General features: G+C 73.6%; 20 protein-coding genes. 9 read left to right on the plus strand and 11 right to left on the minus strand.

Features of this window, described 5'->3' with window-relative positions:
- The first annotated feature begins 301 nt into the window (after nucleotides 1-301).
- Nucleotides 302-2,686 carry a phosphoketolase gene (locus ACFVSN_RS17180; protein WP_387955692.1) on the plus strand — a complete coding sequence of 795 codons (2,385 nt, stop codon included), beginning with the start codon at nucleotides 302-304 and terminating at the stop codon, nucleotides 2,684-2,686.
- Between the two features lie 105 nt (nucleotides 2,687-2,791).
- Here the strand turns inward: ACFVSN_RS17180 and ACFVSN_RS17185 are convergent, their stop codons facing one another.
- The 3 genes from ACFVSN_RS17185 to ACFVSN_RS17195 form a co-directional block, all read right to left on the minus strand.
- The gene (locus ACFVSN_RS17185; RefSeq protein WP_387955693.1) at nucleotides 2,792-4,360 is read right to left on the minus strand and encodes an oleate hydratase; all 1,569 of its coding nucleotides are present in this window, start codon (nucleotides 4,358-4,360) and stop codon (nucleotides 2,792-2,794) included.
- Nucleotides 4,361-4,532: 172 nt separating this feature from the next.
- Complete coding sequence (locus tag ACFVSN_RS17190; protein ID WP_387955695.1) at nucleotides 4,533-5,354, minus strand: ABC transporter permease subunit; 822 nt, start codon at nucleotides 5,352-5,354, stop codon at nucleotides 4,533-4,535.
- Nucleotides 5,351-6,295, minus strand: coding sequence for an ABC transporter ATP-binding protein (locus ACFVSN_RS17195; RefSeq protein WP_387955696.1), 945 nt, complete (start codon nucleotides 6,293-6,295; stop codon nucleotides 5,351-5,353). Before ACFVSN_RS17195 ends, ACFVSN_RS17190 begins: the two co-directional genes overlap by 4 nt.
- Before the next feature lie 242 nt (nucleotides 6,296-6,537).
- Here ACFVSN_RS17195 and ACFVSN_RS17200 point away from each other — a divergent pair, with 242 nt between their 5' ends.
- Both ACFVSN_RS17200 and ACFVSN_RS17205 read left to right on the plus strand, forming a co-directional pair.
- Nucleotides 6,538-6,987, plus strand: coding sequence for a universal stress protein (locus tag ACFVSN_RS17200; RefSeq protein ID WP_387955698.1), 450 nt, complete (start codon nucleotides 6,538-6,540; stop codon nucleotides 6,985-6,987).
- A 74-nt stretch (nucleotides 6,988-7,061) separates the two neighbouring features.
- Nucleotides 7,062-7,736: a CBS domain-containing protein gene (locus ACFVSN_RS17205; RefSeq protein WP_387955700.1), complete on the plus strand. Its 675-nt coding sequence runs from the start codon at nucleotides 7,062-7,064 to the stop codon at nucleotides 7,734-7,736.
- Between the two features lie 75 nt (nucleotides 7,737-7,811).
- On the opposite strand, the gene pflA is transcribed toward ACFVSN_RS17205, so the two are convergent.
- The 4 genes from pflA to ACFVSN_RS17225 form a co-directional block, all read right to left on the minus strand.
- Nucleotides 7,812-8,546: a pyruvate formate-lyase-activating protein gene (gene pflA / locus ACFVSN_RS17210; RefSeq protein ID WP_387955702.1), complete on the minus strand. Its 735-nt coding sequence runs from the start codon at nucleotides 8,544-8,546 to the stop codon at nucleotides 7,812-7,814.
- A 75-nt stretch (nucleotides 8,547-8,621) separates the two neighbouring features.
- Entirely contained in the window at nucleotides 8,622-10,886 is a 2,265-nt protein-coding gene (gene pflB / locus ACFVSN_RS17215) for a formate C-acetyltransferase (protein WP_387955704.1), read from the minus strand.
- 14 nt (nucleotides 10,887-10,900) lie between these two features.
- Nucleotides 10,901-13,531: a bifunctional acetaldehyde-CoA/alcohol dehydrogenase gene (adhE, locus tag ACFVSN_RS17220; RefSeq protein ID WP_387955706.1), complete on the minus strand. Its 2,631-nt coding sequence runs from the start codon at nucleotides 13,529-13,531 to the stop codon at nucleotides 10,901-10,903.
- 185 nt (nucleotides 13,532-13,716) lie between these two features.
- The gene (locus ACFVSN_RS17225; RefSeq protein ID WP_387955708.1) at nucleotides 13,717-14,577 is read right to left on the minus strand and encodes a universal stress protein; all 861 of its coding nucleotides are present in this window, start codon (nucleotides 14,575-14,577) and stop codon (nucleotides 13,717-13,719) included.
- Between the two features lie 249 nt (nucleotides 14,578-14,826).
- On the opposite strand from ACFVSN_RS17225, the gene ACFVSN_RS17230 reads away from it, so the two are divergent.
- On the plus strand, nucleotides 14,827-16,512 hold the full coding sequence (locus tag ACFVSN_RS17230) for a GAF domain-containing protein (RefSeq protein ID WP_387956218.1): 1,686 nt from the start codon (nucleotides 14,827-14,829) through the stop codon (nucleotides 16,510-16,512).
- A 16-nt stretch (nucleotides 16,513-16,528) separates the two neighbouring features.
- Here ACFVSN_RS17230 and ACFVSN_RS17235 read toward each other — a convergent pair whose 3' ends face one another.
- The 4 genes from ACFVSN_RS17235 to ACFVSN_RS17250 all read right to left on the minus strand — a co-directional run bounded on the left by ACFVSN_RS17235 (nucleotide 16,529) and on the right by ACFVSN_RS17250 (nucleotide 19,497).
- Nucleotides 16,529-16,924, minus strand: coding sequence for a pyridoxamine 5'-phosphate oxidase family protein (locus ACFVSN_RS17235; protein WP_387955710.1), 396 nt, complete (start codon nucleotides 16,922-16,924; stop codon nucleotides 16,529-16,531).
- A gap of 91 nt (nucleotides 16,925-17,015) precedes the next feature.
- Nucleotides 17,016-17,693, minus strand: coding sequence for a response regulator (locus ACFVSN_RS17240; protein ID WP_387955712.1), 678 nt, complete (start codon nucleotides 17,691-17,693; stop codon nucleotides 17,016-17,018).
- Between the two features lie 115 nt (nucleotides 17,694-17,808).
- Nucleotides 17,809-18,801, minus strand: a complete 993-nt coding sequence (locus ACFVSN_RS17245; RefSeq protein WP_387955714.1) for an Acg family FMN-binding oxidoreductase — start codon at nucleotides 18,799-18,801, stop codon at nucleotides 17,809-17,811.
- Between the two features lie 63 nt (nucleotides 18,802-18,864).
- Nucleotides 18,865-19,497: a hypothetical protein gene (locus ACFVSN_RS17250; RefSeq protein ID WP_387955716.1), complete on the minus strand. Its 633-nt coding sequence runs from the start codon at nucleotides 19,495-19,497 to the stop codon at nucleotides 18,865-18,867.
- Between the two features lie 361 nt (nucleotides 19,498-19,858).
- Between ACFVSN_RS17250 and ACFVSN_RS17255 the strand changes: the two genes are divergently transcribed.
- From ACFVSN_RS17255 to ACFVSN_RS17275, 5 genes are read left to right on the plus strand one after another with little or no spacing between them, the layout of a single operon-like run.
- Nucleotides 19,859-21,253: an APC family permease gene (locus ACFVSN_RS17255; protein WP_387955718.1), complete on the plus strand. Its 1,395-nt coding sequence runs from the start codon at nucleotides 19,859-19,861 to the stop codon at nucleotides 21,251-21,253.
- A 41-nt stretch (nucleotides 21,254-21,294) separates the two neighbouring features.
- Nucleotides 21,295-22,518 (plus strand): arginine deiminase, encoded by a 1,224-nt coding sequence (locus ACFVSN_RS17260; protein ID WP_387955720.1) that lies wholly within the window; start codon nucleotides 21,295-21,297, stop codon nucleotides 22,516-22,518.
- 22 nt (nucleotides 22,519-22,540) lie between these two features.
- Nucleotides 22,541-23,545, plus strand: coding sequence for an ornithine carbamoyltransferase (gene argF / locus ACFVSN_RS17265; protein WP_387955722.1), 1,005 nt, complete (start codon nucleotides 22,541-22,543; stop codon nucleotides 23,543-23,545).
- 2 nt (nucleotides 23,546-23,547) lie between these two features.
- A complete protein-coding gene (locus ACFVSN_RS17270) occupies nucleotides 23,548-24,492 on the plus strand; it encodes a carbamate kinase (RefSeq protein WP_387955724.1) in 945 nt (314 codons plus the stop codon).
- Entirely contained in the window at nucleotides 24,489-25,259 is a 771-nt protein-coding gene (locus tag ACFVSN_RS17275; protein WP_387955726.1) for an HPF/RaiA family ribosome-associated protein, read from the plus strand. The genes ACFVSN_RS17270 and ACFVSN_RS17275 overlap by 4 nt, the downstream gene beginning before the upstream one ends.
- Nucleotides 25,260-25,273: the final 14 nt, after the last annotated feature.

Raw genomic sequence — 25,273 nt, forward strand, 5'->3', positions numbered from 1 at the left:
TACGTCGAAGGTTTCCGACCTTTGACGTTGAGAGAACCGCGTTGGTCGGGTTTCCGGCGCATGCTCACGACAGGGTGGTCCTGCCGGTCGTGATCTCTGTGTTCGGCTGGTTATCCACGGGGACGGTCTTTCCGGTGCTCGGCCCGGCGCGGAGGTCCGGCGTGGGACTACCGGCCCTGGCCGGTAGGCGGATTGTGGCCTGTTCGGCCCTGCGGCTGGGTCGACCGCGACGTGACGATGAAGGCGGGGCCGCCCGTCACGGCGGCCGAGGCGTCCCACCGAATCCGAGGAGACCGCAACGATGTCCGTCACCCCCAGCCCGGCTCCCGGCGCTCTGCCCGAGGAGGAGGTCCGCGCACTCGATGCCCACTGGCGGGCCGCCAACTACCTGGCGGTCGGCCAGATCTACCTGATGGCCAACCCGCTGCTGCGCGAGCCGCTGCGTCCCGAGCACATCAAGCCCCGCCTGCTCGGCCACTGGGGCACCTCGCCCGGGCTGAACCTGGTGCACACCCACCTCAACCGGGTGGTGAAGGCCCGGGACCTCGACGCGATCTGCGTGTGGGGCCCGGGGCACGGCGGACCGGCCGTGCTGGCGAACTCCTGGCTGGAGGGCAGCTACACCGACACCTATCCGAGCGTCACCCGCGACGAGGCCGGCATGGCCCGGCTGTTCCGCCAGTTCTCCTTCCCCGGCGGCGTGCCCAGCCACGTCGCGCCGGAGACCCCGGGCTCGATCCACGAGGGCGGCGAACTCGGCTACGCGCTCTCGCACGCCTACGGCGCCGCCTTCGACAACCCCGGGCTGCTGGTCGCCTGCGTGATCGGGGACGGCGAGGCGGAGACCGGACCGCTGGCGGCGTCCTGGCACGGCAACAAGTTCCTCGACCCCGTCCACGACGGCGCGGTGCTGCCGGTCCTCCACCTCAACGGCTACAAGATCGCCAACCCGACCGTGCTCTCCCGCCTGCCCGAGGACGAACTCGACGCCCTCCTGCGCGGCTACGGCCACCTCCCGCTGTACGTCGGGGGCGACGACCCGCTGACGGTCCACCGGGCCATGGCCGAGGCCATGGACACCGCCCTGGACCGGATCGCGGCCATCCAGGACGAGGCCCGCACCGGGGGCGGCACCGGCCGACCGCACTGGCCGCTGATCGTGCTGCGCACGCCCAAGGGCTGGACCGGCCCGGCCGAGGTCGACGGACTGCCCGTGGAGGGCACCTGGCGCGCCCACCAGGTGCCGCTGGACCGCGTCCGCGACGACCCCGCGCACCTGCGGCAGCTGGAGGACTGGCTGCGCTCCTACCGGCCGGAGGAGCTCTTCGACGAGCACGGGCGCCCGGTGCCCCTGGTCCTCGGACACGTCCCCGAGGGCGCGCGCCGGCTCGGCGCGAACCCGCACACCAACGGCGGCCTGCTGCTGCGCGACCTGCCGCTGCCCCCGCTGGAACGGTACGCCGTGACCGTCGACAAGCCCGGTGCGACGCTGCACGAGCCCACCAGGGTCCTCGGCGACCTGCTCGCCGACCTGACGGCCGCCACCGCCGGGCGCCGGGACTTCCGCCTGGTGGGCCCGGACGAGACCGCGTCCAACCGCCTCCAGGCCGTCTACCGGGCGACCGGCAAGGCGTGGCAGGCCGACACGCTGCCCGTCGACGAACACCTCGCCCGCGACGGGCGCGTGCTGGAGATCCTCTCCGAACACACCTGCCAGGGCTGGCTGGAGGGCTACCTGCTGACCGGTCGCCACGGCCTGTTCTCCTGCTACGAGGCGTTCGTCCACATCGTCGACTCGATGGTCAACCAGCACATCAAATGGCTGCGCACGACCCGCACGCTGCCCTGGCGCGCACCGATCGCCTCGCTCAACTACCTGCTCACCTCGCACGTCTGGCGCCAGGACCACAACGGCTTCTCGCACCAGGACCCCGGCTTCGTCGACCACGTCCTCAACAAGAGCCCCGAGGCCGTCCGCGTCTACTTCCCGCCGGACGCCAACACCCTGCTCGCCACCGCCGACCACGTGCTGCGCAGCCGCGACTACGTCAACGTCGTCGTCGCCGGCAAACAGCCCTGCTTCGACTGGCTCACCCTGGACGAGGCCCGCCACCACTGCGCCCGCGGCGCCGGGATCTGGGAGTGGGCCGGCACCGAGGACGGCACCCGCGAGCCCGACGTCGTCCTCGCGTGTGCCGGCGACGTCCCCACCCAGGAGGTGCTCGCCGCCGCGGGCCTGCTCCGCCGGCACCTGCCGGACCTGCGGGTCCGGGTGGTCAACGTGGTGGACCTGGCCAGGTTGATGCCCGCGGAGGAGCACCCGCACGGCATGCCGGACGCCGAGTTCGACGCCCTGTTCACGCGGGACCACCCGGTGATCTTCGCCTACCACGGCTACCCCTGGCTGATCCACCGGCTGGCTTACCGCAGGGCCGTACACCCGCACCTGCACGTGCGCGGCTACAAGGAGTCCGGTACGACCACGACGCCGTTCGACATGGTGGTGCGCAACGACGTCGACCGCTACCGCCTGGTCATGGACGTCATCGACCGGGTTCCCGGCCTGGCCGTGCGCGCCGCCGCCCTGCGCCAGGAGATGGCCGACCGGCGTACTCGCCACCACGACTGGATCCGCGAGCACGGCACCGACCTGCCCGAGGTCACCGACTGGACCTGGGGCGACTGACCGGCAGGCGGGGTCCCGTCGGTCGGACCGGTACCGGCCGGAACGCCCTGTGGGGACCGGTGCTTCCGGTCCCCACAGGGCGTGATCAGGCGGGGCGCGAGTGGGTCACCTGCGGTGCATGGCGTGCAGCGCCTCCGCCAGGACGTGCGGGTCGTGGTGGCCCTTGTGGACGGCCGGGGGCCGGCGGTCGAGGCCGAGGAGCCGGGACACCGCGGTCCAGGCGGTGCGCACGGAGTACTCGACGGTGAAGACCACGTCGTCGGGGACCTCGGCGTACTGGCCGATGAAGGCGAGGTTGGCGGATCCCTCCGGCACCACCTCGGGCCGGTCGCCGTGGCGGCGCACCAGGAACTGGCTGGTGATGTAGGGCATCAGGCAGGGGATGACGGTCGAGGCCGCGGTGATCCGTTCGGCGGTCACGGGGGCGACGGCCAGATGCCGGAGGACCTCGTCGAGGATCTCCGCACCGCTGCACTCCCGCATCGGCTTCTTGACGAAGGTGCCGGGCTCGTCGGGACGGAGGCCGTAGCCCCACCACACACAGACGCCCTCGGGCTGGTGCTGGTAGACCGGCTGGCGGTTGACGACGAGGGTGAGCAGCCACGGGGAGTCGGTCAGTGTCAGCAGGCCCCCGCGGCCGGTGGGGCGACCGCCGAACTCCTCCATCCACTGCGCGAAGGTCCCGCCCCGCTCGGTCACGGTGAAGGACTCCCAGGTGGACTCGTCCGCGTGGTGGTCGAAGACGGCGGGCCGGCCGAAGTCCTCGCGGCCGCGGGCGAGCCGGTGCCACAGGAGGAAGGCGTCCGGGCTGCGGGAGGTGTTCGGCTCCTCCGGCGGGGCGGTGTGGGAGCCGAGGACGGAGTCGGCGGTCATCGATCCGTTGGTGACGAGGACGAGGTCGTCCTCGGCGACGGCCAGGTCGGGGTGCGCACCGCCGAAGTGGATGCGCTCGACGCTCGTCCCCGGCCCGTGCCGGAAGGCGAGGTCGGCGACGGGCCGACCGGTGTGGACGCGCACGCCCCGGGCCAGGAGCCAGGCGGTGAGCGGGCGGACGATCGAGTCGTACTGGTTGTAGCGGGTCCGGCGGATCCCGGACATCGCGCCGAACTCCGGGAAGAGGTGGACGAAGCGCTTGAGGTAGCGCCGGAACTCGACGGCGCTGTGCCAGGGTTCGAAGGCGAACGTGGTGCACCACATGTACCAGAAGTCGGTGGTGAAGAAACCGGCGTCGAAGCAGTCGGTGATGCGCCTGCCGTCCAGCAGCCGTTCGGGCGTGGCCAGGCACTTGACGAGGTCGAGCCGGTGACGTTCGGAGAAGCCCATGGCGTGGCCGTCGGAGATCCGCCCCTTCGCGTCCACCAGCCGGGCGGCGTCGTCCCAGGGGGATTCCGCGTGCGAGTCGAGGATGTCCTGGGTGACGGACTTCGACGGGTCGTCCAGCGACGGGATGCCGGAGAGCAGGTCGAACGTGCAGCGGAACTGCGGTTCGAACATCCGGCCGCCGCGCATCGTGTAGCCGGTCTCCGGCGTGCCGCCCGCGTCGAGGCTGCCGCCGACCACCTCCTGCGCCTCGTAGAGGTGGATGTCGTCGCCGGCGAAGCCGCCGTCGCGGATCAGGAACGCTGCTGCGGACAGGGCGGCGATACCGCCGCCGACCAGGTGGGCCTTGGGCATCGGACGTCTCCTCGACTGTCGTGTACCGAGCCGGAGTTCCGGCGGGGAGGCCGGGTCCCCGGCCTCGGACCCAGCGTGCTCCCGCGTCCGGCGGCGGGTCTGCGGGCCATTGGTCGCCGGTGGCGGAACGAGGGTCCCGGGGCCGGCCAGGGACCTTCGGCCCCGGGGAGGGTCAGGGCGCGAGGTCCCGTCGGCGCAGGAGCGGGAGGGCGGCGCACACCCCGGCGACGCCGACGGCGGCCAGGACGGCCGACTGCCCCCAGCCGAGGGTGCCGTGGGCGAGGGCGTCGCCCGGCGTGTAGTAGTGGAAGGGGCTCAGATAGCGCAGCGCTGCGGCCGGGTGCCAGGCCATCGCCACGAAGTTGGCGGCGAATCCGACGGCACCCAGCGCGATCGTGGCACCGATCACCGGGGCCCGGCGCCGCGCCGCGGCCGAGACGGCGAGCGCCGGCCCGGTGAGGCAGAGAGTGAAGGCGCATCCCTGGAGCCCGGCCGCGAGGACGCCGTCGAGCGGCACCGCGCGGTGCACGGCGGGGGACAGGGCCACGCCGGCCGTGAGCGTCAGGGTGGCGGCCGCGTTGAGCAGGATCGAGGCCGCGACGACGGCTCCGGCGCGTTCGGCCAGCAGACGCGTTCGCGAGACCGGACGGACCATCAGCAGCTCGACGGTGCCCGCCTCGACGTCGGCCGCGACGGCCGCCGCGGCCAGCGAACCGATCGCCGTCAACTGCATCGCGATCCAGAACGGGTGCACCAGAGCGGCCCCGAGCAGGCCGGCGTAACTCGCGATGGACACGTCCCCGGTCGAGCCGGAGAACGCCCTGAGCGTGTCCGGCACGCCCCGCCCGGCACCGGAGAACAACTGCTCGGGCGGCACCGCGCGGACGACGGCGACCATCAGGACCTCGAAGAGGACCATGCCCGCTGCCAGGAACGCCAGCATCCTCCGCCGGCGGTGCAGGGCCAGCCGGAACAGCGGGAACCGTGCCCTCATGACCGCACCTCCACCGCTCCGGCGTCCTGCCGGTACAGATCCAGGAACGCCTCGTCCAGTCCGGCCTCCTCCACCGACAGGTCGGCCACCGGCAGGCCGGCCAGGAGCTCGCCGACGCCCGCGACCAGCTCGTCCGGCGGGACGAGCAGTCTGACCTCGTCACCGTGCCACTGCGGGGACCACCGCTGCGCCCGCCCCAGGTCACGGGCGCCCAGGCCGTCGGCCAGCACCAGCCGCACCCGCCGGGCGCGCTCCTCGCGCAGCGCCGACACGGCCCGTACGGCGACCAGCCGCCCGGCCCGCACGAGGGCCACCCGGGCGCAGGAGCGCTGCACCTCCGGCAGCACGTGGCTGGAGAGCAGGACCGTGCGGCCGGCCCGCGAGGCCTCGTCGAGCAGGTGGAAGAAGACCTCCTGGACCAGTGGGTCCAGGCCCTCGGTGGGTTCGTCCAGGACCACCAGCTCGGGGTCGTGCTGGAGCGCCTGGACCAGGCCCAGCTTCTGCTTCATCCCGCGCGAGTACTCGCGAACCGGTCGTGCGAGGTCGGCGGCCGTCAGCCCGAGCCGCTCGCACAGCTCGCCGCGCCGGGGGGTCGGGGCGCCCTGGAGGTCCCCGAGCAGCCGCAGCGTCCGCGCGCCGGTGAGCTCCGGGTAGAGCCGCAGCTCGCCCGGCAGGTAGCCCAGTCGCGGGGCGAGCCGCCGGTGGTCGGCCACCGGGTCGAGGCCCAGCAGCCGGATCCGTCCGGCGCTCGGGCGCAGCAGGCCCACCAGGCAGCGGATCGTGGTGGTCTTCCCGGCGCCGTTGGGGCCGAGGAACCCGAACACCTCACCCCGCCGAACGGTCAGGTCCAGGTGCTCGATGCCGGCCTTGCGGCCGTAGTACTTGCTCAGCGCGGCCAGCTCGATCGCCGGCCCGTCGCCGTCCCCGCCCGTACCGCCCATGTCCGCCTCCGTGATCGGGTGCCCGCGGTTCCCGCCGGCACCACGACTGCACCGCACCCCGGACCCGGATTCCAGGGGCGTACGGCCCTGCCGGCCGGGCCGGTCGGGCCGAGCCGCCGGACCGGGCCGCGGTGGTCCCGCCCGCCGGGCTGAAGGTCCCGGACGGGCGGTCCCGTTCGGTCCTTCGCAACGGCTCCGGCGACGCGGATGGTTGGGGAAACGAGAACACCGAGGAGGAACCCGTGAGCGAGCACACCGGATCGAGGCAGCGGCGGATCGTGGTCGGCGTCGACGGATCACCGGCGTCGGTCGACGCACTGCGGTGGGCCGTGCACCAGGCCCGCATGCAGGGGGCCGTCGTGGAGGCCCTGACGGTTTGGCAGCACCCGGTGGCCACCGGGTGGACGGTGCCGGTCACCGCCTACGAGCAACTGCCCGGCATCGCGCGCAAGATCCTGGACGACAGCGTCAGGGAGGCCGTCGTCGAAGGCGGTCCCGTGGAGGTCCTGACCCGGGTGCAGGAGGGCGGCGCCGCGCAGTGCCTGCTGGACGCGGCCCGCGGTGCGGAACTCCTGGTCGTCGGCAGCCGCGGCCACGGCGGTTTCGCGGGTGCGCTGCTCGGGTCGGTGAGCCAGCACTGCGTCCAGCACGCGACCTGCCCGGTCGTCGTCATCCGCCACCCCGAAGCCTGACCCCGCACACCCGTCCCCGCACACCCGTCCCCGCCGCGCGGCCGTGCCGCCGACCGGAAAGGAACGAACCGACCATGCGACACCGGATCGTGGGAGAACTGATGACCCCGGCCGTCGTGCACGTACGGCCCGACACCGGATTCAAGGAGATCGCCCGGCTGCTCGCCGAGCACGACATCACCGCCGTCCCCGTCCTCGACGACGAGGACCGGCCGCTCGGCCTGGTCTCCGAGGCCGACCTGCTGGTCAACGAGGCGGCGCAGGAGGACCCGGCCGGACTGATGCCCGCCCCGGACCTCCCGCCCCGTGAGCGCGCCCGCAGCCGGGCGGCCACCGCGGTGGGCCTGATGACCCGCCCGGCCGTGTGCGCCCGTCCGGAGTGGACGGTCGTCGAGGCGGCCCGGGTGATGCAGGGCGAACACGTCAAGCGGCTGCCCGTCGTCGACGAGGCCGGGCGCCTGGTGGGCATCGTCAGCCGCGGCGACCTGCTCCGCGTGTTCCTCCGCCACGACTCGGCCATCCGCGAGGAGATCCGGGCCGAGGTCCTGCGCCGCGTCCTGGGCGTCGATCCGGACACCGTGGACGTCACGGTGCGGGACGGCCGCGTGACCCTCGCCGGCACGCTCGACGGCGGAGGCCCGGCGGAGGTGGTCGAGCGCCTGTGCCGCAGCGTGGACGGCGTCGTCGACGTCACCTCCCACCTCGGCCACCACACCGTCCCGACCGCGGCCCGCCACCGCTCCGGCTGACCCGCCGCCGTGCGCGTCCACGTGCCGGGTGCGGACACCCGGCCGGTCGGGTGTCCGCGGTCACGGCCCGGCCGGTCAGACGGTGTACAGGCCGTGGGCGGTGAAGACCGCCCGAGCTTCGGCGGTCTGGTCGGGGGTGGGGACCGGAGTGTCGGCGAGGGCGAAGTCCAGGCCCAGGGCACGCCACTTGGGGGCGCCGAGCTTGTGGAAGGGGAGGACGTCGACGCGGGTGACGTTGCCGAGCGAGGCGGCGAAGGCGGCGACGCCCTCGATGTTGGCGGTGGGGTCGGTCAGGTGCGGGACGAGGACGAAGCGGACCCAGACCTCGGTGCCGAGGCCGGCCAGGCGGCGGGCGAAGGCCAGGGTGGGGGCGAGCTCACGGCCGGTCAGGTGCCGGTAGAGGGCGCGGTCCCAGGACTTGATGTCGAGGAGCACGAGGTCGGTGTCGGCGAGCAGTGCGTCGGAGGCGCGGGCGCCGAGGAAGCCGGAGGTGTCCAGGGCGGTGTGCAGGCCGAGCTCGTGCTTGAAGCGGTGCAGCAGCTCGCCGGTGAGGGCGGGCTGGAGGAGCGGCTCGCCGCCGCTGATGGTGGCGCCGCCGCCGGCGGCCCGGATGAAGCCGGTGCACTTCCCGGCCTCCCGCACGATCTCGTCCGCCGAGCACGGCCGACCGTGGCGCATGGACCAGGTGTCGGGGTTGTGGCAGTAGAGGCACCGCAGCGGGCACCCGGCCAGGAAGGTGACGAAGCGGGTACCGGGCCCGTCGACGCCGGTGGACAGGTCCCAGGAGTGCAGCATGCCGGTGGCGGTCATCGGGTGTCCCTCGGAGTGCGGCGCGGTGCCGGCGTCCTCGGTCGGGGAGACGCCGGCACCGCGAGTGGAGGTGGGCTACAGCGCGTCGTGGAACGTGCGGCCGATCACGTCGAGCTGCTGCTCGCGGGTCAGCCGGACGAAGTTGACGGCGTAGCCGCTGACCCGGATGGTCAGCTGCGGGTACTTCTCCGGGTGGTCCATCGCGTCGAGCAGGGTGTCCCGGTCGAGGACGTTGACGTTCATGTGGAAGCCGCGGCACGCGGTGTAGCCGTCCAGCACGCCGACCAGGTTGCGCACGCGGTCCTCGGGGGTGCGCCCGAGCGCGTCGGGGGTGACGGTGTTGGTGAGCGAGATGCCGTCCTCGGCGTGCTCGTAGGGCAGTTTGGCGACGGACAGCGCACTGGCGACGTAGCCGTGGGCGTCGCGCCCGTTCATCGGGTTGGCGCCGGGGGAGAAGGGCGCACCGGCCCGGCGGCCGTCCGGGGTGTTGCCGGTCTTCTTGCCGTAGACGACGTTGGAGGTGATGGTGAGCACCGACTGGGTGTGCTCGGCGCCCCGGTAGGCGGGGTGCTTGCGCACCTTGTGCATGAACTCCTCGACGAGCCGTACGGCGATCCCGTCCGCCCGGTCGTCGTTGTTGCCGTACGCGGGGTACCCGCCCTCGACCAGGTAGTCGGTGACCAGCCCGGTCTCGTCGCGCACGGGCCGGACCCGTGCGTACTTGATCGCGGACAGGGAGTCGGCGGCGACCGCCAGACCGGCGATGCCGCAGGCCATGGTGCGCCGGACGTCGCGGTCGTGCAGGGCCATTTCGAGGCGCTCGTAGGCGTACCGGTCGTGCATGTAGTGGATGACGTTCAGCGCGTGGACGTACGTCCCGGCGAGCCACTCCAGTTGCTCGTCGAAGCGGGCGAGCACCTCCTCGTAGTCGAGCACGTCCCCGTGGACCGGGGTGGTGGCGGGGCCGACCTGCTCACCGGAGAGTTCGTCCCGGCCTCCGTTGACCGCGTAGAGCAGGGTCTTGGCGAGGTTGACGCGGGCGCCGAAGAACTGCATCTGCCGGCCGACCTCCATCGCGGAGACGCAGCAGGCGATCGCGGTGTCGTCGCCGAAGCGCGGGCGCATTAGCTCGTCCGACTCGTACTGCACCGAGGAGGTGTCGATGGACACCCGGGCGCAGAACTCCTTGAACCCCTGCGGGAGCCGCGGCGACCAGAGGACGGTCATGTTCGGCTCGGGCGCCGGACCGAGGTTGTAGAGGGTCTGCAGGTAGCGGAAGGAGGTGCGGGTGACGAGGGTGCGGCCGTCCACGCCCATGCCGCCGATCGACTCGGTGACCCAGGTCGGGTCGCCGGAGAAGAGCTCGTCGTACTCGGGGGTGCGCAGGAAGCGGACGATCCGGAGCTTGACGACGAAGTCGTCGATCAACTCCTGAGCCTGACGTTCCGTCAGAACGCCTGCTTCCAGGTCGCGCTGGAGGTAGACGTCCAGGAACGTCGAGGTGCGGCCGAGCGACATCGCCGCGCCGTTCTGTTCCTTGACGGCGGCCAGGTACGCGAAGTACAGCCACTGGATGGCCTCCCGGGCGGTCCGGGCCGGCCCGGAGACGTCGTACCCGTACGCCGCGGCCATCTCCTTGAGCTCGCCCAGGGCCCTGATCTGCTCGGCGAGTTCCTCGCGTTCGCGGATGGTCTCCTCGATCCGCGCGGGGTCGGTGGGTGCCGCGTCCAGGCCGGCCTTCTCGGCGAGCTTGGCCGTGACCAGCCGGTCCACGCCGTAGAGGGCGACGCGGCGGTAGTCGCCGATGATCCGGCCGCGCCCGTAGGCGTCCGGCAGGCCGGTGATGACGCCGGCCTTGCGGGCGGCCCGGATTTCGGGGGTGTAGGCGTCGAACACGCCGTCGTTGTGGGTCTTCCGGTAGCGGGTGAAGATCTTCTCCAGCTCCGGGTCGACCGGGTAGCCGTAGGTCCGCAGCGCTCCGGCGACCATCCGCCAGCCGCCGTTGGGCATGATCGCGCGCTTCAGGGGGGCGTCGGTCTGCAGGCCGACGATCAACTCCCGTTCCCGGTCGATGTAGCCGGGTGCGTGTGCGGTGATGCTCGACGGGATGTCGAACGCGACGTCGTACACGCCCTTGGCCCGCTCCTCGGGGAAGCGGTCGGTGATCTGCCGCCACACGGCGAGGGTGCGGTCGGTCGGGCCCGCCAGGAAGGAGGCGTCGCCCTCGTAGGGGGTGTAGTTGTGCTGGACGAAGTCGCGGACGTCGATGGCGTCCCGCCAGAGCCCGCCCTTGAACCCGTCCCAGGCGCTCGTGGTGTGTTCCTGCTGCGAGGTGGTCATCTCGGTGTCCTCTCTCAGGCCTGGTCGCCGTAGTAGGCCTGGCGCATCAGCCGCTGCATGTCGGCGAGCATCGGCATCCGGGGGTTGGCGGGTGCGCACTGGTCCTCGTAGGCGTTCATCGCCTGCTGCGGCAGGGCCGCCAGGAACGCCGCCTCGTCCACGCCGGCCGCCTTGAACGACCGCGGGATGCCGACCCGGTCCCGCAGGTCCTCGACGGCCGCCGCGAGGGACTCGACGCCCTGTTCCGGGGTCGCGGCCGGCAGGCCGAGCATCCGCGCTATGGCCTGGTAGCGATCTGGGGCCACGTAGCTCCGGTACTTGGGCCAGCCGGTCACCTTGGCAGGGGCCGAGCCGTTCCAGCGGATGACGTGCGGGAGCAGGAGGGCGTTGGTGCGGCCGTGGGCGATGTGGAACGTCGCGCCGAGGGTGTGCGCCATGGCGTGCACGGCGCCGAGGAAGGCCGAGCCGAAGGCCATGCCGGCGATCGTGCCCGCGTTGTGCATCTTCTCTCGGGCCACCGGGTCGTCCGGGCCCTTGGTCACGGCGCGTTCCAGGTTCTCGAAGACGAGCCGGACGCCCTGGAGGGCGAGCCCGTCCGTGAAGTCGTTGGCGTAGACGGAGACGTAGGCCTCGATGCAGTGGGTGAGGGCGTCGAAGCCGGTGTCCGCGGTGACGTGCTTCGGGAGCCCGGTGGTCAGCGCCGGGTCCACGATCGCCACGCTCGGGGTGAGCGCGTAGTCCGCGAGCGGGTACTTCTGGCCGGTGGCGGTGTCGGTGATCACCGCGAACGGGGTGACCTCGCTGCCGGTGCCCGAGGTGGTCGGGATGCACACGAGCTTGGCCTTCTCGCCGAGGTCCGGGAAGGTGAACGCGCGCTTGCGGATGTCGAAGAACTTCTCCTTCAGGTCCGCGAACTCGACCTCCGGGTGCTCGTACATCAGCCACATCACCTTGGCGGCGTCCATCGGCGAGCCGCCGCCGAGCGCCACGATGGTGTCCGGCTCGAACTCCCGCATCAGGGCGGCGCCCTTGCGGACGGTGTCGATGCTCGGGTTGGGCTCGACGTCGTCGACCACCCGCACCTCCACGGGATCGCGGCGGCGCCCGAGGACGCCCCGGATCCGCTCCAGGTGGCCGATCTCCACCATGGTCCGGTCCGTGACGACGACGATCCGGTGCGCGTTCGGCATGCTCGCCAGGTACTTGACCGAGTTGCGCTCGAAGTAGATCTTCGGCGGGACCTTGAACCACTGCATGTTGGTGTTGCGCCGCCCGATCCGCTTGATGTTGACGAGGTTCAGCGCCGAGACGTTCCCGGAGACCGAGTTGTGCCCGTAGCTGCCGCAGCCGAGGGTCAGCGAGGGCGTGAACGCGTTGTAGACGTCGCCGATGCCGCCCTGCGAACTCGGCGCGTTCCAGATGATCCGGCAGGCTTTGACCGCGTGCCCGAACTCCTCGGCGAACGCCGCGTCCTCGGTGTGCACGGCCGCCGAGTGCCCGAGCCCGTCGAACTCCACCATCGCGGCGGCCAGTTCGACGCCCTCGCGGCGGGAGTGCGCGGTGAGGACGGCGAGCACCGGGCAGAGCTTCTCCCGGGTCAGCGGCTCGGCCGGCCCGACCCGCTCGCAGTCGGCCAGGATCACCGAGGTGTCGGCCGGCACCCGGAAACCCGCCGCCTCGGCGACCTGCGCGGCCGAGCGGCCCACCACCGAGGCGTTCAGCCGGCCGCCCGCGCAGGCCGTGCCGTCGCCGGCCCCGAACAGGTGCCGTTCGAGCAGTGCCTTCTCCTCGGCGCTCGCGTGGTGCGCCTTGAGCATGCGGAACTCGCCGAGCGCGGCGCCGCGGATCTCCGCGTCCAGCACGACCGCCTGCTCGGAGGCGCAGATCATGCCGTTGTCGAAGGACTTCGACAGGACGACGTCGTTGACCGCCCGTTCCAGGTCCGCGCTCTTCTCGATGTACGCGGGGACGTTGCCGGCGCCCACGCCCAGGGCGGGCTTGCCGCAGGAGTACGCGGCCCGGACCATCGCGTTGCCGCCGGTGGCCAGGATCGTCGCGACGTCCGGGTGGTTCATCAGGGCGTGGGTGGCCGCCATCGACGGCTCCTCGATCCACTGGATGCAGTGCCGCGGTGCGCCGGCCGCCACCGCCGCCTCGCGGACGATCCGGGCCGCTTCGGCCGAGCAGCGCTGGGCCGAGGGGTGGAAGGCGAAGACGACCGGGTTGCGCGTCTTGAGCGCCAGGAGGCACTTGAAGATCGTGGTCGAGGTCGGGTTGGTCACCGGGGTGATGCCGGCGACGACGCCGACCGGTTCGGCGATCTCCACGATGCCGTCGATCTCGTCGCGGTGCACCACCCCGACGGTCCTGGTCCGGGCCATCACGTGGGTGACGTTCTCGCAGGCGAAGACGTTCTTCACCGCCTTGTCCTCGAAGACCCCGCGGCCGGTCTCCTCGACGGCCAGCACCGCGAGGGCGGTGTGCCGCTCCAGGGCGGCCAGCGAGGCCTTCTTGACGATGTGGTCGACCTGTTCCTGGGTGAAGCCGGTGTACTCCTGGAGAGCGGTCAGGGCGGAGGCGACCAGGCGGTCGACGGCGGTCGGCTCCTCGTCACGAGGGCCCTCGTTCTGCGGGTGGCGTGGCATGCCGGTCTGCCTTTCCGGGGCATCGTCGTGGATCGGGGCGTCGGCGGGTCTCGGATGCGCCTCCGCCTCCAGGTTTTCCTACTGAGGGGGTTCCGGGGAGCGGCCCATCGGGGCACGTCCGGCGGTTCGAAGGTCCCGGGACGGGGCGCGATTGGTCCCTGTCCCGGGCCCGGGACGACGGCGGTTCAGGCGTGCGGCACGATCGCGACCGGGCTGTGCGCGTGGTGGAGGACCGCGTGGGCCACCGGTCCGAGCCGGGGCACGGTGAGCGGGTGCCGGGGCGCGCGCCGGCCGAGCACCACCAGCGACGCGCTGCGGGAGGCCTCCACGAGCGTCCGGCCCGCGTTCCAGGTGCACACGTCCACCCGCGTGGGGACCTCGGGGTACTTGTCCCGCCAGCGAGCCAGCGCGTCCCGGAGCCGTACCTCCGCCGCCGTCCGGAGCGACTCCGTGATCTCCCGGTCGTCCAGCGGGGCCTCCGTCACGTACGGGCCCTGGGACGGGCGGCGGCTCTCCACCGCCCGCAGCGCGGCGCCGCTGTCGGCCGCGTGCCGGAAGGCGAAGCCGAGCACGGCGTCGCACGGCCGGTCGCCCTCCACACCCACGACCACGTCGCCGGGCGATCCGGCGCGTCCGTCCGCGCCGGCGCGGACCAGGACGACGGGGCAGTCGGCGTGGGCGGCGGTGCGCAGTCCGACCGAGCCGACCAGCAGGCCGGCGAAGCCGCCGAGTCCACGGGAGCCGAGGACCAGCAGCGGGGCCCGCCGGCCGGCGGCGGTGAGTGCGGGCACGGGGTGCCCGGGCAGGACCTCGCAGGTGACCTCCAGGCCGGGCAGCGCGGCGGCGATCCGGTCGCGGATCGCCGCCACGTGCTCGGGCACACCGCCCACACCGTCGAGCTCGCGGGCGAGGGCGTCGGCCTCGGTGCCTGCGACGTGGACCAACCGCAGCCCGTGGCCGCTGCGGCGGGCTTCGGCGGCGGCCCATTCGGCCGCCGCCGCGCTCGCCGTCGAGCCGTCGATCCCGACCACCACGTTGTGCGTCATCTCCGTGACCTCCCTGGTCGTGGGCCGTCCGCGGCACCGTCGTGCGCGGTCCGGCCGGTGACCAGCGTCCCGCCGTGCTCCGGTCCCGCCACAGGGGCCGAGCAGCCCCGCTTCGGTACCGAAGGTCCCGGTGCGGCCGGGGCGGGGTGCGGCGGAGGCCACCCGGTCGTTCGCCGTCGTCTGCGAGAATCTGGCCCGTCGGCAGAGGCGAGGAGGGTGTCGGTGGGTGGCGAGGTGGGGCGGTCCCGGATGCCGCAGCTGCGGCTGGACGAACTGCTGGAGGAGCTCCAGGCGCGGATCGACGCGGCGCGGGGCACCCGGGACCGGGTGCACAGCCTGCTGGAGGCGGTGCTGTCGGTCGGCCGCGAGCTCGACCTGACGCAGGTGCTGCGGCGGATCGTCGAGGCCGCGGCCGTCCTGGTGGACGCGCGGTACGCGGCGCTCGGGGTGATCGGGCCGGACGGGGAGTCGCTGTCGCAGTTCCTCACGGTGGGCCTGACGGCGGAGGACATCGCCCGGATCGGTCCGTACCCGACCGGGCGGGGACTGCTGGGCGAGCTGATCCGCCACCCGGAGCCGCTGCGGCTGGAGGACCTGTCCGCGCACCCCTCGTCGTTCGGCTGCCCGGCGCACCACCCCGTGATGAGGAGCTTCCTGGGCGTTCCGGTGCGCGTGCGCGAAGAGGTCTTCGGGAACCTCTACCTGACCGACAAGCAGGGCGGCGAGGAGTTCGACGCGGACGACGAGGCGGTGATCTCGACGCTCGCGGTGGCCGCGGGGGTGGCGATCGACAACGCCCGGCTGTACGAGGAGGCCCAGCGCCAGCAGCGCTGGCTGAGCGCGAGCGGGGAGATCACCCGGGCCCTGCTGTCCGGGGGCTCGCGCTCGGAGGTGCTGGAGCTGATCGCACAGCGGGCGCGGGAGATCACCGGCGCCGATCTGGCCGACGTGTCCGTGCCGGTGGCCGGGACGGACACGCTGCGCGTGGAACTGGCCCTGGGCGGGGACACGGCGGGCCGGGCGGGCCTGGCCGTGCCGTTGGACGGCTCCCTCTCGGGCGAGGCCTGTGCCTCGGGGGTGCCGGCGACGACGGCGGACCTGGCCGGTGAACCGCGGTTGGCCGCAGGAGCGAGTCGTTTCAACGGGCTCGGGCCGGCGGTCGCGGTACCGCTGGGCCGGGCCGAGGGGCAGATCGACGGTGTGCTCCTGCTGGCCAGGGAGGCCGGTGGATCCGAGTTCACCGACCGGGAGATCGGCCCGCTGCTGGGCTTCGCCGACCAGGCCGCGCTCGCGCTGGAGCTGGCGGAGCGGCGCCGCGACGCCGAGCAGCTGGCGATGCTGGAGGACCGCGACCGGATCGCCCGGGACCTGCACGACCTGGCCATCCAGCGGCTGTTCGCCACGGGGATGACGCTGCAGAGCGCGGCGCGGTTCATCGATCACACCGGCGCGTCGGACCGGGTCCTGCGCGCGGTGGGGGACCTGGACGAGACCATCAAGATCATCAGGTCGACGATCTTCGGCCTCCGGGCCCGCGAGGAGGCCACCGGCCGCGGGCTGCGGTCCCGGGCCGTCCGCGCGGTGGAGCAGGCGCAGGCGGTGCTCGGGTTCGCGCCGCGGCTGAGCATGGAGGGCCTGCTGGACACCGACGTCCCCCCGGAGGTGGCCGAGCACGTCCTCGCCGTGCTGGCCGAGGCGTTGAGCAACGCCGCCCGCCACGCGCGGGCGGGCCGGGTCGAGGTCGCGCTCCAGGCGGCGGGCGGGCGGGTGGCGCTGTCCGTGCAGGACGACGGGGTCGGCATCCCCGAACAGGGGCGGCGCAGCGGTCTGCGGAACCTGGCGGAGCGGGCCGAGACGCTGGGCGGGTCGTTCGAGGTCGAGCGCCTCGCGGAGGGAGGGACCCGGCTGGTGTGGTCGGCGCCGCTCGCTCTCTGACCGGGCCCGCGTCCGGTCAGGGCGGGGTGCCCGGCAGGAGTCGGCCGGTGACGAGTTCGGGCCGGATCCGGATGGAGACCTGGGGGGCGAGCGGGGTTCCGTCGGTCGCCGGGCCCGGCGAGACGTCGGCGCGTCCGAGCACCGTGACGCTCCATCCGGTTCCGTCCGCCTCGTCGACCCGACCGGCCTCGAACGCCACCAGTGCGCCGGACACCGCTCGCACCAGTTCGGAGTGCGCGGTGGCGTGCAGCAGCACGCTGCCGTCGGCTCCGAGACGGTAGCGGATCGGAAGCACGGCCGGCAGGGCGCCGACCGTGTAGACCACGCGGCCGACCGAGGCGCCCGCCAGGAGCCGGAGGCAGTGCCGCTCGTCCAGCGGGGCGTTCGTGGTGGAGGTGTGGGCGGGTTCCATGGAATCGATTGTTCGCGTGGCCTCCGTCGGGGGCGAGGGCCGTTCGGTCCCCGCCCGCGCGCCGAGTGGTCCCGGCCGGGGCCCTGTCGGCCTACCGGGTGGTCGGGGAGAGGGTCCGGTTGGCGATGAGCGCGGCCTGGACGCGCCGCTCGACGCCGAGCTTGGCGAGCAGCCTGGAGATGTGGTTCTTGACCGTCTTCTCCGCGAGGTACAGCCGTCCGCCGATCTGCCGGTTCGTCAGTCCCTCGCCGACCAGGGCGAGGATCTCCCGCTCCCGCTCGGTGAGTTCGGGCAGTCCGGATTCCTGCGGGGCGCGCTCGCTGCGCAGCCGGGCCATGACGCGGCTGGTGGCGCCGGGGTCGAGCATGGACTGGCCGGAGGCGACGGTCCTGATCGCGGCGATCAGGTCGGTGCCGCTGATCTGCTTCAGCGCGTAGCCGGCGGCACCGGCCATGATCGAGTCGAGCAGGGCGTCCTCGTCGTCGAAGGACGTGAGCATCAGGCAGGCCAGGTCCGGCATGCGCGAACGCAGTTCGCGGCAGACGGTGACACCGTCCCCGTCGGTCAGGCGCATGTCGAGCACGGCGACGTCGGGGCGCAGCGCGGGCACCCGGGCCAGCGCCTGCTCGGCGGTGGCGGCCTCGCCGATCACCGTCAGGTCCGGTTCGGTCTCGATGAGTTCGCGCACGCCCCGGCGGACCACCTCGTGGTCGTCGAGCAGGAACACGCGAATGGGGAGGGCCGGGCGGGCCGTCGCGGTGTCCGTCATGACATCTCCGGGATCCTGGGTCCGCCGGGCCGGCGGAGTGGATGGGCCGAGGGACATCGTGCACCGCGGGCGCCGCTTCCGATAGGGCCGAACGGCCCCGCTGTCCCGGACGGGGTCAGTGGGTGGGGGACAGGACGTCGGAGTGCCGGAGGAGCGTGGTCGTGAGGTGTCGCGGGGTGGGGAAGCCTGCCGGGCCGTAGCCGATCCGCAGCAGCATCTGCGCGGCGCCGCGTCCGGCACCGGTCATGCGGTCGCGCAGGTCCGGCCATTCCAGAGCCTGGTGCAGGAACGACGCGCGCAGGCCGTGGAGGGTGAGCAGGAGGAGGACGTGCTGCAGGGCCTGGCCGGCGCGCAGCCGATCGGCCGGTCCGTCGTGGCGCGTGGTGAGCAGGAGCAGCTGCGGCTCCGGTTCGAAGGGGGCGCGCTCCCCGGGCACCCCGTCCGCGGGGCCGGCGAAGGCGCGCATCGGCAGGCGTCCGCTGCTGTCCTGCGCGCCGAGGGCGTAGACGGGCAGGCCCTCGGCCGCGCCGGGGGAGGCGAGGCAGGAGCGGCTCTCGGCCCGGCGCTCCGGGTCGGCGGCGGAGCGCTGCTCGGCCTCGGCGGTGAGGGCGAGCAGCCGGGCGCGTTCGGCCGCGTCCGGGTGGCGCAGCCGGGCGCCGTCCGACCGGGCGGCCTCGGCGAGTTCGGCGAGGACGGGGCCGGGCACCGGGTCGGGGAGGAACGGCAGCTGGCTGGAGCGGCGGCGCCAGATGGCCCGGTAGAGGTCGGGGCGGCGCAGCAGGGCGGCGCGGGGGGCACCGGCGAGCCGGACGGTGGCGAGCGGGCCGGCGAGGTCCGGCTGGGGCAGCAGGCGTACGACGGGTTCCCAGCCCAGGTGGACGGCCGCCGCCGCGAGGTTGCACAGGGCGGCGCCGATCGAGAGGTGGACGGCCCGGCCGTCCGGGTCGGTGTGCGGCAGGGGGTGCCGCCGCGCGGCGTGCACCTCGAAGGTCCGGTGGACGGTGTCGAGGTGGAACCGCCAGGGCTGGGTGTTGTGGATGGACGGGGCGGCGGCGGCCGCGGCGACGAGGGCGTGCGCGGTGCCGTCGTCGAGGGGCTGACCCGGCATGGCGGGATCCTTCCGGTGGGCTGGTCGGGGTGAGGGTGGTGGTGCTGCCCGGCCGGTGCGCGGTCACTGTGCGCTGCGGCCGCTCCAGACCGGTTCGAGCCGGGCCCAGGACAGCTGCCAGCGCCGGTCGGCCCAGTGATCGAGCCTGCGGAGCCGTATGCCCAGACCCGTCCCGATCAGGACCGCGAGGGCGGCGAGCACGGCCAGCCCGAGGAACACGGCGTCCATGACGACGGAGCCGGTGGTGGGCGGCGCGGCGGCCGGTCGGCCGTCGTCGTCCACCCACACGCGGCTGACGCTGCCGGAGGGCATCGGGCGGTCGACGTCGACCTGCCCGGTCGTGGTTCGGCCGGACGGCGCGGCCCAGGTGGCGGCTGCCTGGAAGCGGACCCGGCTGTAGCCCGACAGCCCGGCCACCTGCCGGGACGGGGAGAGCAGCGTGGCGTCCACCCGGTGCCGGTGGGCCGCCGTCAGGGCGGCGGTGCGCTGCGCGGAGGCGAGGTCGGCGAGCGAGATGCCGGCGCCCGCGACCGCGGCCAGCGCCAGGCCGAGGACGGCGAGCAGGAGCGCGCGGCTGCGCGACCGGTCGAGCGGCCGGGACAGCGGGTTGTGCTCGATGCCGACGGCGCGGTGGAGGTGGTGCCGAAGCGGCCGTGCGATCGCGGTGGACCGTGCGGATGCGGAGGTGTCGGCCATGTCCGTGTGCTCCTTCGTCGGGGGCCGGGGGCGGTGGCGCTCCAGGTGCGGCCCGGCGCCACTCTCCCGGCCGGACCTCACGACGGCCCAGGGACCGACGGGACCGGGGAGGGGGCCACTGGTCCTGGGGGGTCGCGTCGTAGCGCTGGTGAGCGCGGAGCGGACGCATCTCGCGCCGGGCGTGCACCACAGGCCGGTGCGCCCCCGGGACCCTCGGGACGCCCACCCAGGGACGAGCGGCGACGGGGGAGGGACCGTTGTCCCCTGCTGCGCGGGGCTCCGCCCTTCGAGGATCAACCTCAGCGAACGCGGCCCTCGGTGCCGCACCACCTCTCCCGGACCGTCACGAAGGAGCGCCCCCATGCCCACAGCCGACCAGGGAATACCACCGGCCGACAGCGGAGGACCGTCGGCCGGCCCGCCGCCGGACCGGGGCCGGTCCTTCGGACTGCCGGCCGCGACGGCGCTGGTCGTCGGCAGCATCATCGGCACCGGGGTGTTCGCCCTGCCCTCCGCCCTCGCGCCCTACGGGCCGATCTCGCTGGTGGCCTTCGCCCTGGTGACCCTCGGCGCCCTGGCACTCGCCGCCACGTTCGGACGCCTGGCCGGGCGCGTTCCCGGAAGCGGCGGCCCCTACGTCTACGCCCGGGAGGCCTTCGGCGAGTTCGCCGGCTTCCTCACCGCCTGGTCGTACTGGATCACCGCCTGGGCCGGCAACGCGGCCATCGCGGTGGCCTGGGTCGGCTACGTCGAGGTGTTCGTGAACAAGGGCCACCACACCTGGGGGTCCGTCGCCATCGCCCTGGCCGGGCTCTGGCTGCCCGCCGCCGTCAACCTCGCCGGCGTGCGCAGCATCGGGGCCGTCCAAGTGGTCACCACCGTCCTGAAGTTCCTCCCGCTGGCGTTCATGGCGACGGCCGGACTGCTGTTCGTCAGGTCCGGCAACCTCGGTGCGTTCAACGCCTCCGGCACCCCGGCGGTCGGGGCGGTCTCGGCGGCCGCGGCCATCGCCCTGTTCAGCTACATCGGGCTGGAGACCGCCTCGGTGGCGGCCGGGCGCGTCCGTGACCCGCGGCGCAACGTGCCCCGCGCGACCCTCTACGGCACACTGGCCTGCGCCGTGATCTACCTGCTCGGCACCCTCGCGGTGTTCGGGACCGTCCCGCACGCCCGGCTCGTCGGCTCCACCGCGCCGTTCACCGACGCCTTCAACGCCATCGCCGGCGGCACGTGGGCCGGGAACCTGGTCGCCGCCGCGGCGATCGTCTCGGGCCTCGGTGCGCTCAACGGCTGGACGCTCATCTGCGCCGAGATGCCGATGGCCGCGGCCCGCGACGGCCTCTTCCCGGCCGCGTTCGGACGCAGCCGCGGCGAGGTGCCCGCCTTCGGCATCATTTCCGCGACCGTCCTCGCGTCGGTGCTCACCGTCGTCAGCTACACCCGGTTCACCCGGGTCTTCACCGAGATCGTGCTGCTCAGCGTGCTCACCGCCGTCATCCCGTACCTGGTGTCGGCCGCCGCCCAGCTGTACTGGCTGGCCGTGCGGGGCCGGGCGGAGCTCGACCGCCGGAGGTTCGCCCGCGACGTCACCGTCGCCGCCCTCGCGATGGCCTTCTCCTACTGGTCGATCCAGGGCAGCGGCTACCAGACCGTCTACTACGGCCTGTTCACCGTCCTGCTCGGCATCCCCGGCTACATCTGGCTCAAGCGGCCCCACCCCGTCCGGGCCGGCCAGGACCCGGCCACCCAGAACTGAACGCGCGTTCCACCAGCACCCCGTACGGAGGAGTACCGCCCATGTCCGCTCTGCGAGTCGATTCCGAGGCCGGGCGCCTGCGCCAGGTGATCCTGCACCGCCCCGGCCTGGAACTGTCCCGGCTGACCCCGCGCAACGTCGACGAGCTGCTGTTCGACGACATCCTGTGGGCCAAGCGCGCCCGCGAGGAGCACGACGCGTTCGCCCAGGTGCTGCGCGACCACGGCGTCCGCGTCCACCACTACGCCGAACTGCTCGGCGAGACGCTCGAACTGCCGCCGGCCCGGGCGTGGCTGCTGGGCCGGGTGGTCACCCCGGCCACGGTGGGCCCGGCCCTGGCCGACCCGGTCCGGGAGCTGTTCGGGGAACTGGACGGCCGGACGCTGGCCGAGTACCTCATCGGCGGCGTCCTGAAGGACGACCTGCCGCTGCGCGACCCGCACAGCCTGCTCTGGCACACCCTCGGCGCGCAGGACTTCGCCCTCCCACCGCTGCCCAACCACCTGTTCCCGCGCGACAACTCCTGCTGGATCGGCGCCCGCTACAGCCTCAACCCGATGGCCCGCCCGGCCCGGCGGCGCGAGACCCTGCACACCGCCGCGATCTACCGCTTCCACCCGCTGTTCGCCGAGACCGCCCCGCCCCTGCTCGACGGCACCGCCCCCGAGCCGGGCACCAGCATCGAGGGCGGCGACGTCCACGTCGTCGGCGAGGGCGTGGTCATGGTGGGCATGGGCGAACGGACCACCCCGCAAGCCGTCGAACAGCTCGCCCGGACCCTCTTCCAGTACGGCACCGCCCGGCGGGTCATCGCCGTCCGGCTGCCCGAGAGCAGGGCCTTCATGCACCTCGACACCGTGCTCACGATGATCGACCGCGACACCTTCGTCCGCTACCCCGGGCTGGCCGAGCCGCTGCGCTCGTGGACCCTCGTGCCCGCCCCCGACCGGCCCACCGGCCTCGACGTGCGTCCCGATCCCGACCTCGCCCGCTCCCTGGCCGAGGCGCTCGGCCTGGAGGAGGTCCGCTTCCTCTCCGCCGACCAGGACGGCCGCGCCGCCGAGCGCGAGCAGTGGGACGACGGCAGCAACTTCCTCGCCCTGGAACCCGGCGTCGTCGTGGGCTACGAGCGCAACACCACCACCAACACCCACCTGCGCAAGCAGGGCGTCGAGATCGTCACCATCGCCGGGTCCGAGCTCGGCCGCGGCCGGGGCGGCCCGCGCTGCATGAGCTGCCCGATCCAGCGCGACGCCGTCCACTGACCCCACCCGAGGAGCCACAGCCATGACCGTCGACCTGCGCGGCCGCCACTACCTCAGCGAACTCCACCACACCGCTGCCGAGATCCACCACCTCCTCGACCTCGCCGCCGAGCTGAAGGCCGCCCGCCGGGCGGGCACCGAGACGCCCCGCCTCACCGGCCGCAGGATCGCCCTGATCTTCGAGAAGAACTCCACCCGGACCCGCTGCGCCTTCGAGGTCGCGGCGGCCGACCAGGGCGCGACCACCACCTACCTCGGTCCGGACGGTTCGCACATCGGCCACAAGGAGAGCATCGCCGACACCGCGCGCGTCCTCGGCCGGATGTACGACGCCATCGAGTACCGGGGCTTCGAGCACGACGCCGTCACCGAACTCGCGGCCCACGCCGGCGTCCCCGTCTACAACGGCCTGACCGACGCCTGCCACCCGACCCAGAGCCTGTGCGACGTCTTCACCATGCGCGAGCACAGTGGCAAACCCCTGGAGGACGTCTCCTTCTGCTACCTCGGCGACGCCCGCAACAACACCGCCAACTCCCTGCTGACGATGGGCGCCCTCCTCGGCATGGACGTGCGGATCGCCGCGCCGCGCGCGCTGTGGCCGGAGCCGCAGGTGGTCGCGGCGAGCCGGCAGCTCGCCCTCGGCAGCGGCGCCCGGATCACCCTCACCGAGGACGTCGAGGAGGCGGTCGGCGGCGCCGACTACCTCTACACCGACGTGTGGGTCTCGATGGGCGAGGCACCGGAGAGGTGGCGGGAGCGGATCGAGCTGCTCCTGCCCTACCAGGTGAACGCCAAGACCCTCGCCGCCACCGGCAACCCGGACACCGCGTTCCTGCACTGCCTGCCCGCCCTGCACGACCGCCGCACCGACCTCGGCGCGCAACTCGCCGAGGAGCACGGCCTGGACGGACTGGAGGTCACCGACGACGTCTTCCGTTCGCCGGCGAGCCTGGTCTTCGAGCAGGCCGAGAACCGGATGCACACCATCAAGGCGATCCTGGTCGCCACGCTCGGGAGGAACTGATCATGCGCATCGTCGCCGCACTCGGCGGGAACGCCCTGCTCCGCAGGGGCGAACACCCCGACGCCGACGTCCAGTCGCACCACGTGCGGGAGGCCGCGCGGTCGCTCGCCGAACTCGTCGAGGCCGGGCACGAGGTCGTCGTCACCCACGGCAACGGGCCCCAGATCGGCCTGCTCGCCGTCGAGAGCGAGACCGACCCGGCGCTCACCGCGCCCTACCCGCTGGACGTCCTCGGCGCCCAGACCCAGGGCATGATCGGCACCCTCCTGGCCCGGGAGCTCCTCGCCCGCCTGCCGGGACGACCGGTGGCCGTGCTGGTCACCCACACCGAGGTCGACCCGGACGACCCGGCGTTCGAGCACCCCGCGAAGTTCATCGGACAGCCGCTGACCGACCGCCAGGCCGTCCGGCTGGGACGCGAACTCGGCTGGGCCACCGCGCAGGACGGGCCGGTGCGCCGCCGCGTCGTGCCCTCGCCCGAGCCGAGGGACGTGCTCGAAGCACCCGTCGTGCGCCAGCTCCTCGGCAGCGGCACGATCGTGGTCTGTGCGGGCGGCGGCGGAGTGCCGGTGGTCCGCGACCGCGACACCGGCCGGACGACCGGCGTCGAGGCGGTCGTCGACAAGGACCGCACGGCCGCCCTGCTGGCCGAACAGCTCGACGCGGACGCGCTGTTGATCCTCACCGACGTCACCCACGTGTTCACCGGCTTCGGCACCTCCCGCCCCCGCCCCCTGCTCACCGCCACCCCGGCGCTGCTGCGCGGGCTGGAGCTGCCCGAAGGCTCGATGCGGCCCAAGGCCGACGCCGCCGCCTCCTTCGTCGAACGGACCGGCGGCCTCGCCGCCATCGGCCCGCTCGACAACGCCCTGGGCATCCTCCTGGGCACCACCGGGACCACGGTCCAGCCCTCCTCGACCGCCGTCCCGACAGGAGCACGCGCATGAACCCGCCGCAGAGCCGGCCCGCCGTCGACGTCGAGGTGACGACGCGAGGGGCCGTGTCCCAGGCCGCGCCCGGCTACGCCCGGGCCAAGGTGGGGGCCGTGCTCGGACGGATCCACGAGCCCGTGCTCGGGGTCCGCGTGAAGCTGACCCAGGAGGCCCACCACGCGATCGCCCGTCCGGCCGTTGCCCGGGCCGTCGTGGACCTCGACGGACGTCCGGTCCGGGCACAGGTGGCCGCCGCCACCATGCAGGAGGCCGTCGACCTGCTCCAGGACCGCCTCCTCACCCGGCTCACCAGGGCCGGCCGGCGCCACCACGCCCCGCACGGAGCCCGGACCGAGCGCGGCCGGGAGCACCACCGCCCGCAGCACGCCGCGCGCCCGCCGGAGGAGCGGAGGATCGTGCGGCGCACGTCCTACGGCCCGGGCCGGCAGAGCCCGTCGGCGGCGGTGCTCGACCTGGAGGCCATGGACCACGCGTTCCACCTCTTCACCGACGCCGCGACCGGTGCCGACAGCGTCGTCTACCGCGACGAGCGCGACGGCGTCCACCGGATCGCCTCGGCCGGAGCGGTCGCGGCGGGGGGCCCCGGACTCGGCGTGAGCACCGATGCCGTCCCGGAACTGACGGTCCCGGAGGCGGCCGACCGCCTCGGTCTCAGCGGCGCGCCGTTCGTCTTCTTCACCGACGCGGCCACCGGGCGGGGCAACGTCCTCTACCGCCGGTACGACGGCCACTACGGCCTCGTCACCCCCACGGCGGTGTGAGCGCCCGGCCGGGA

It is taken from the genome of Kitasatospora sp. NPDC057904, assembly GCF_042887925.1.
Lineage (GTDB): Bacteria > Actinomycetota > Actinomycetes > Streptomycetales > Streptomycetaceae > Kitasatospora.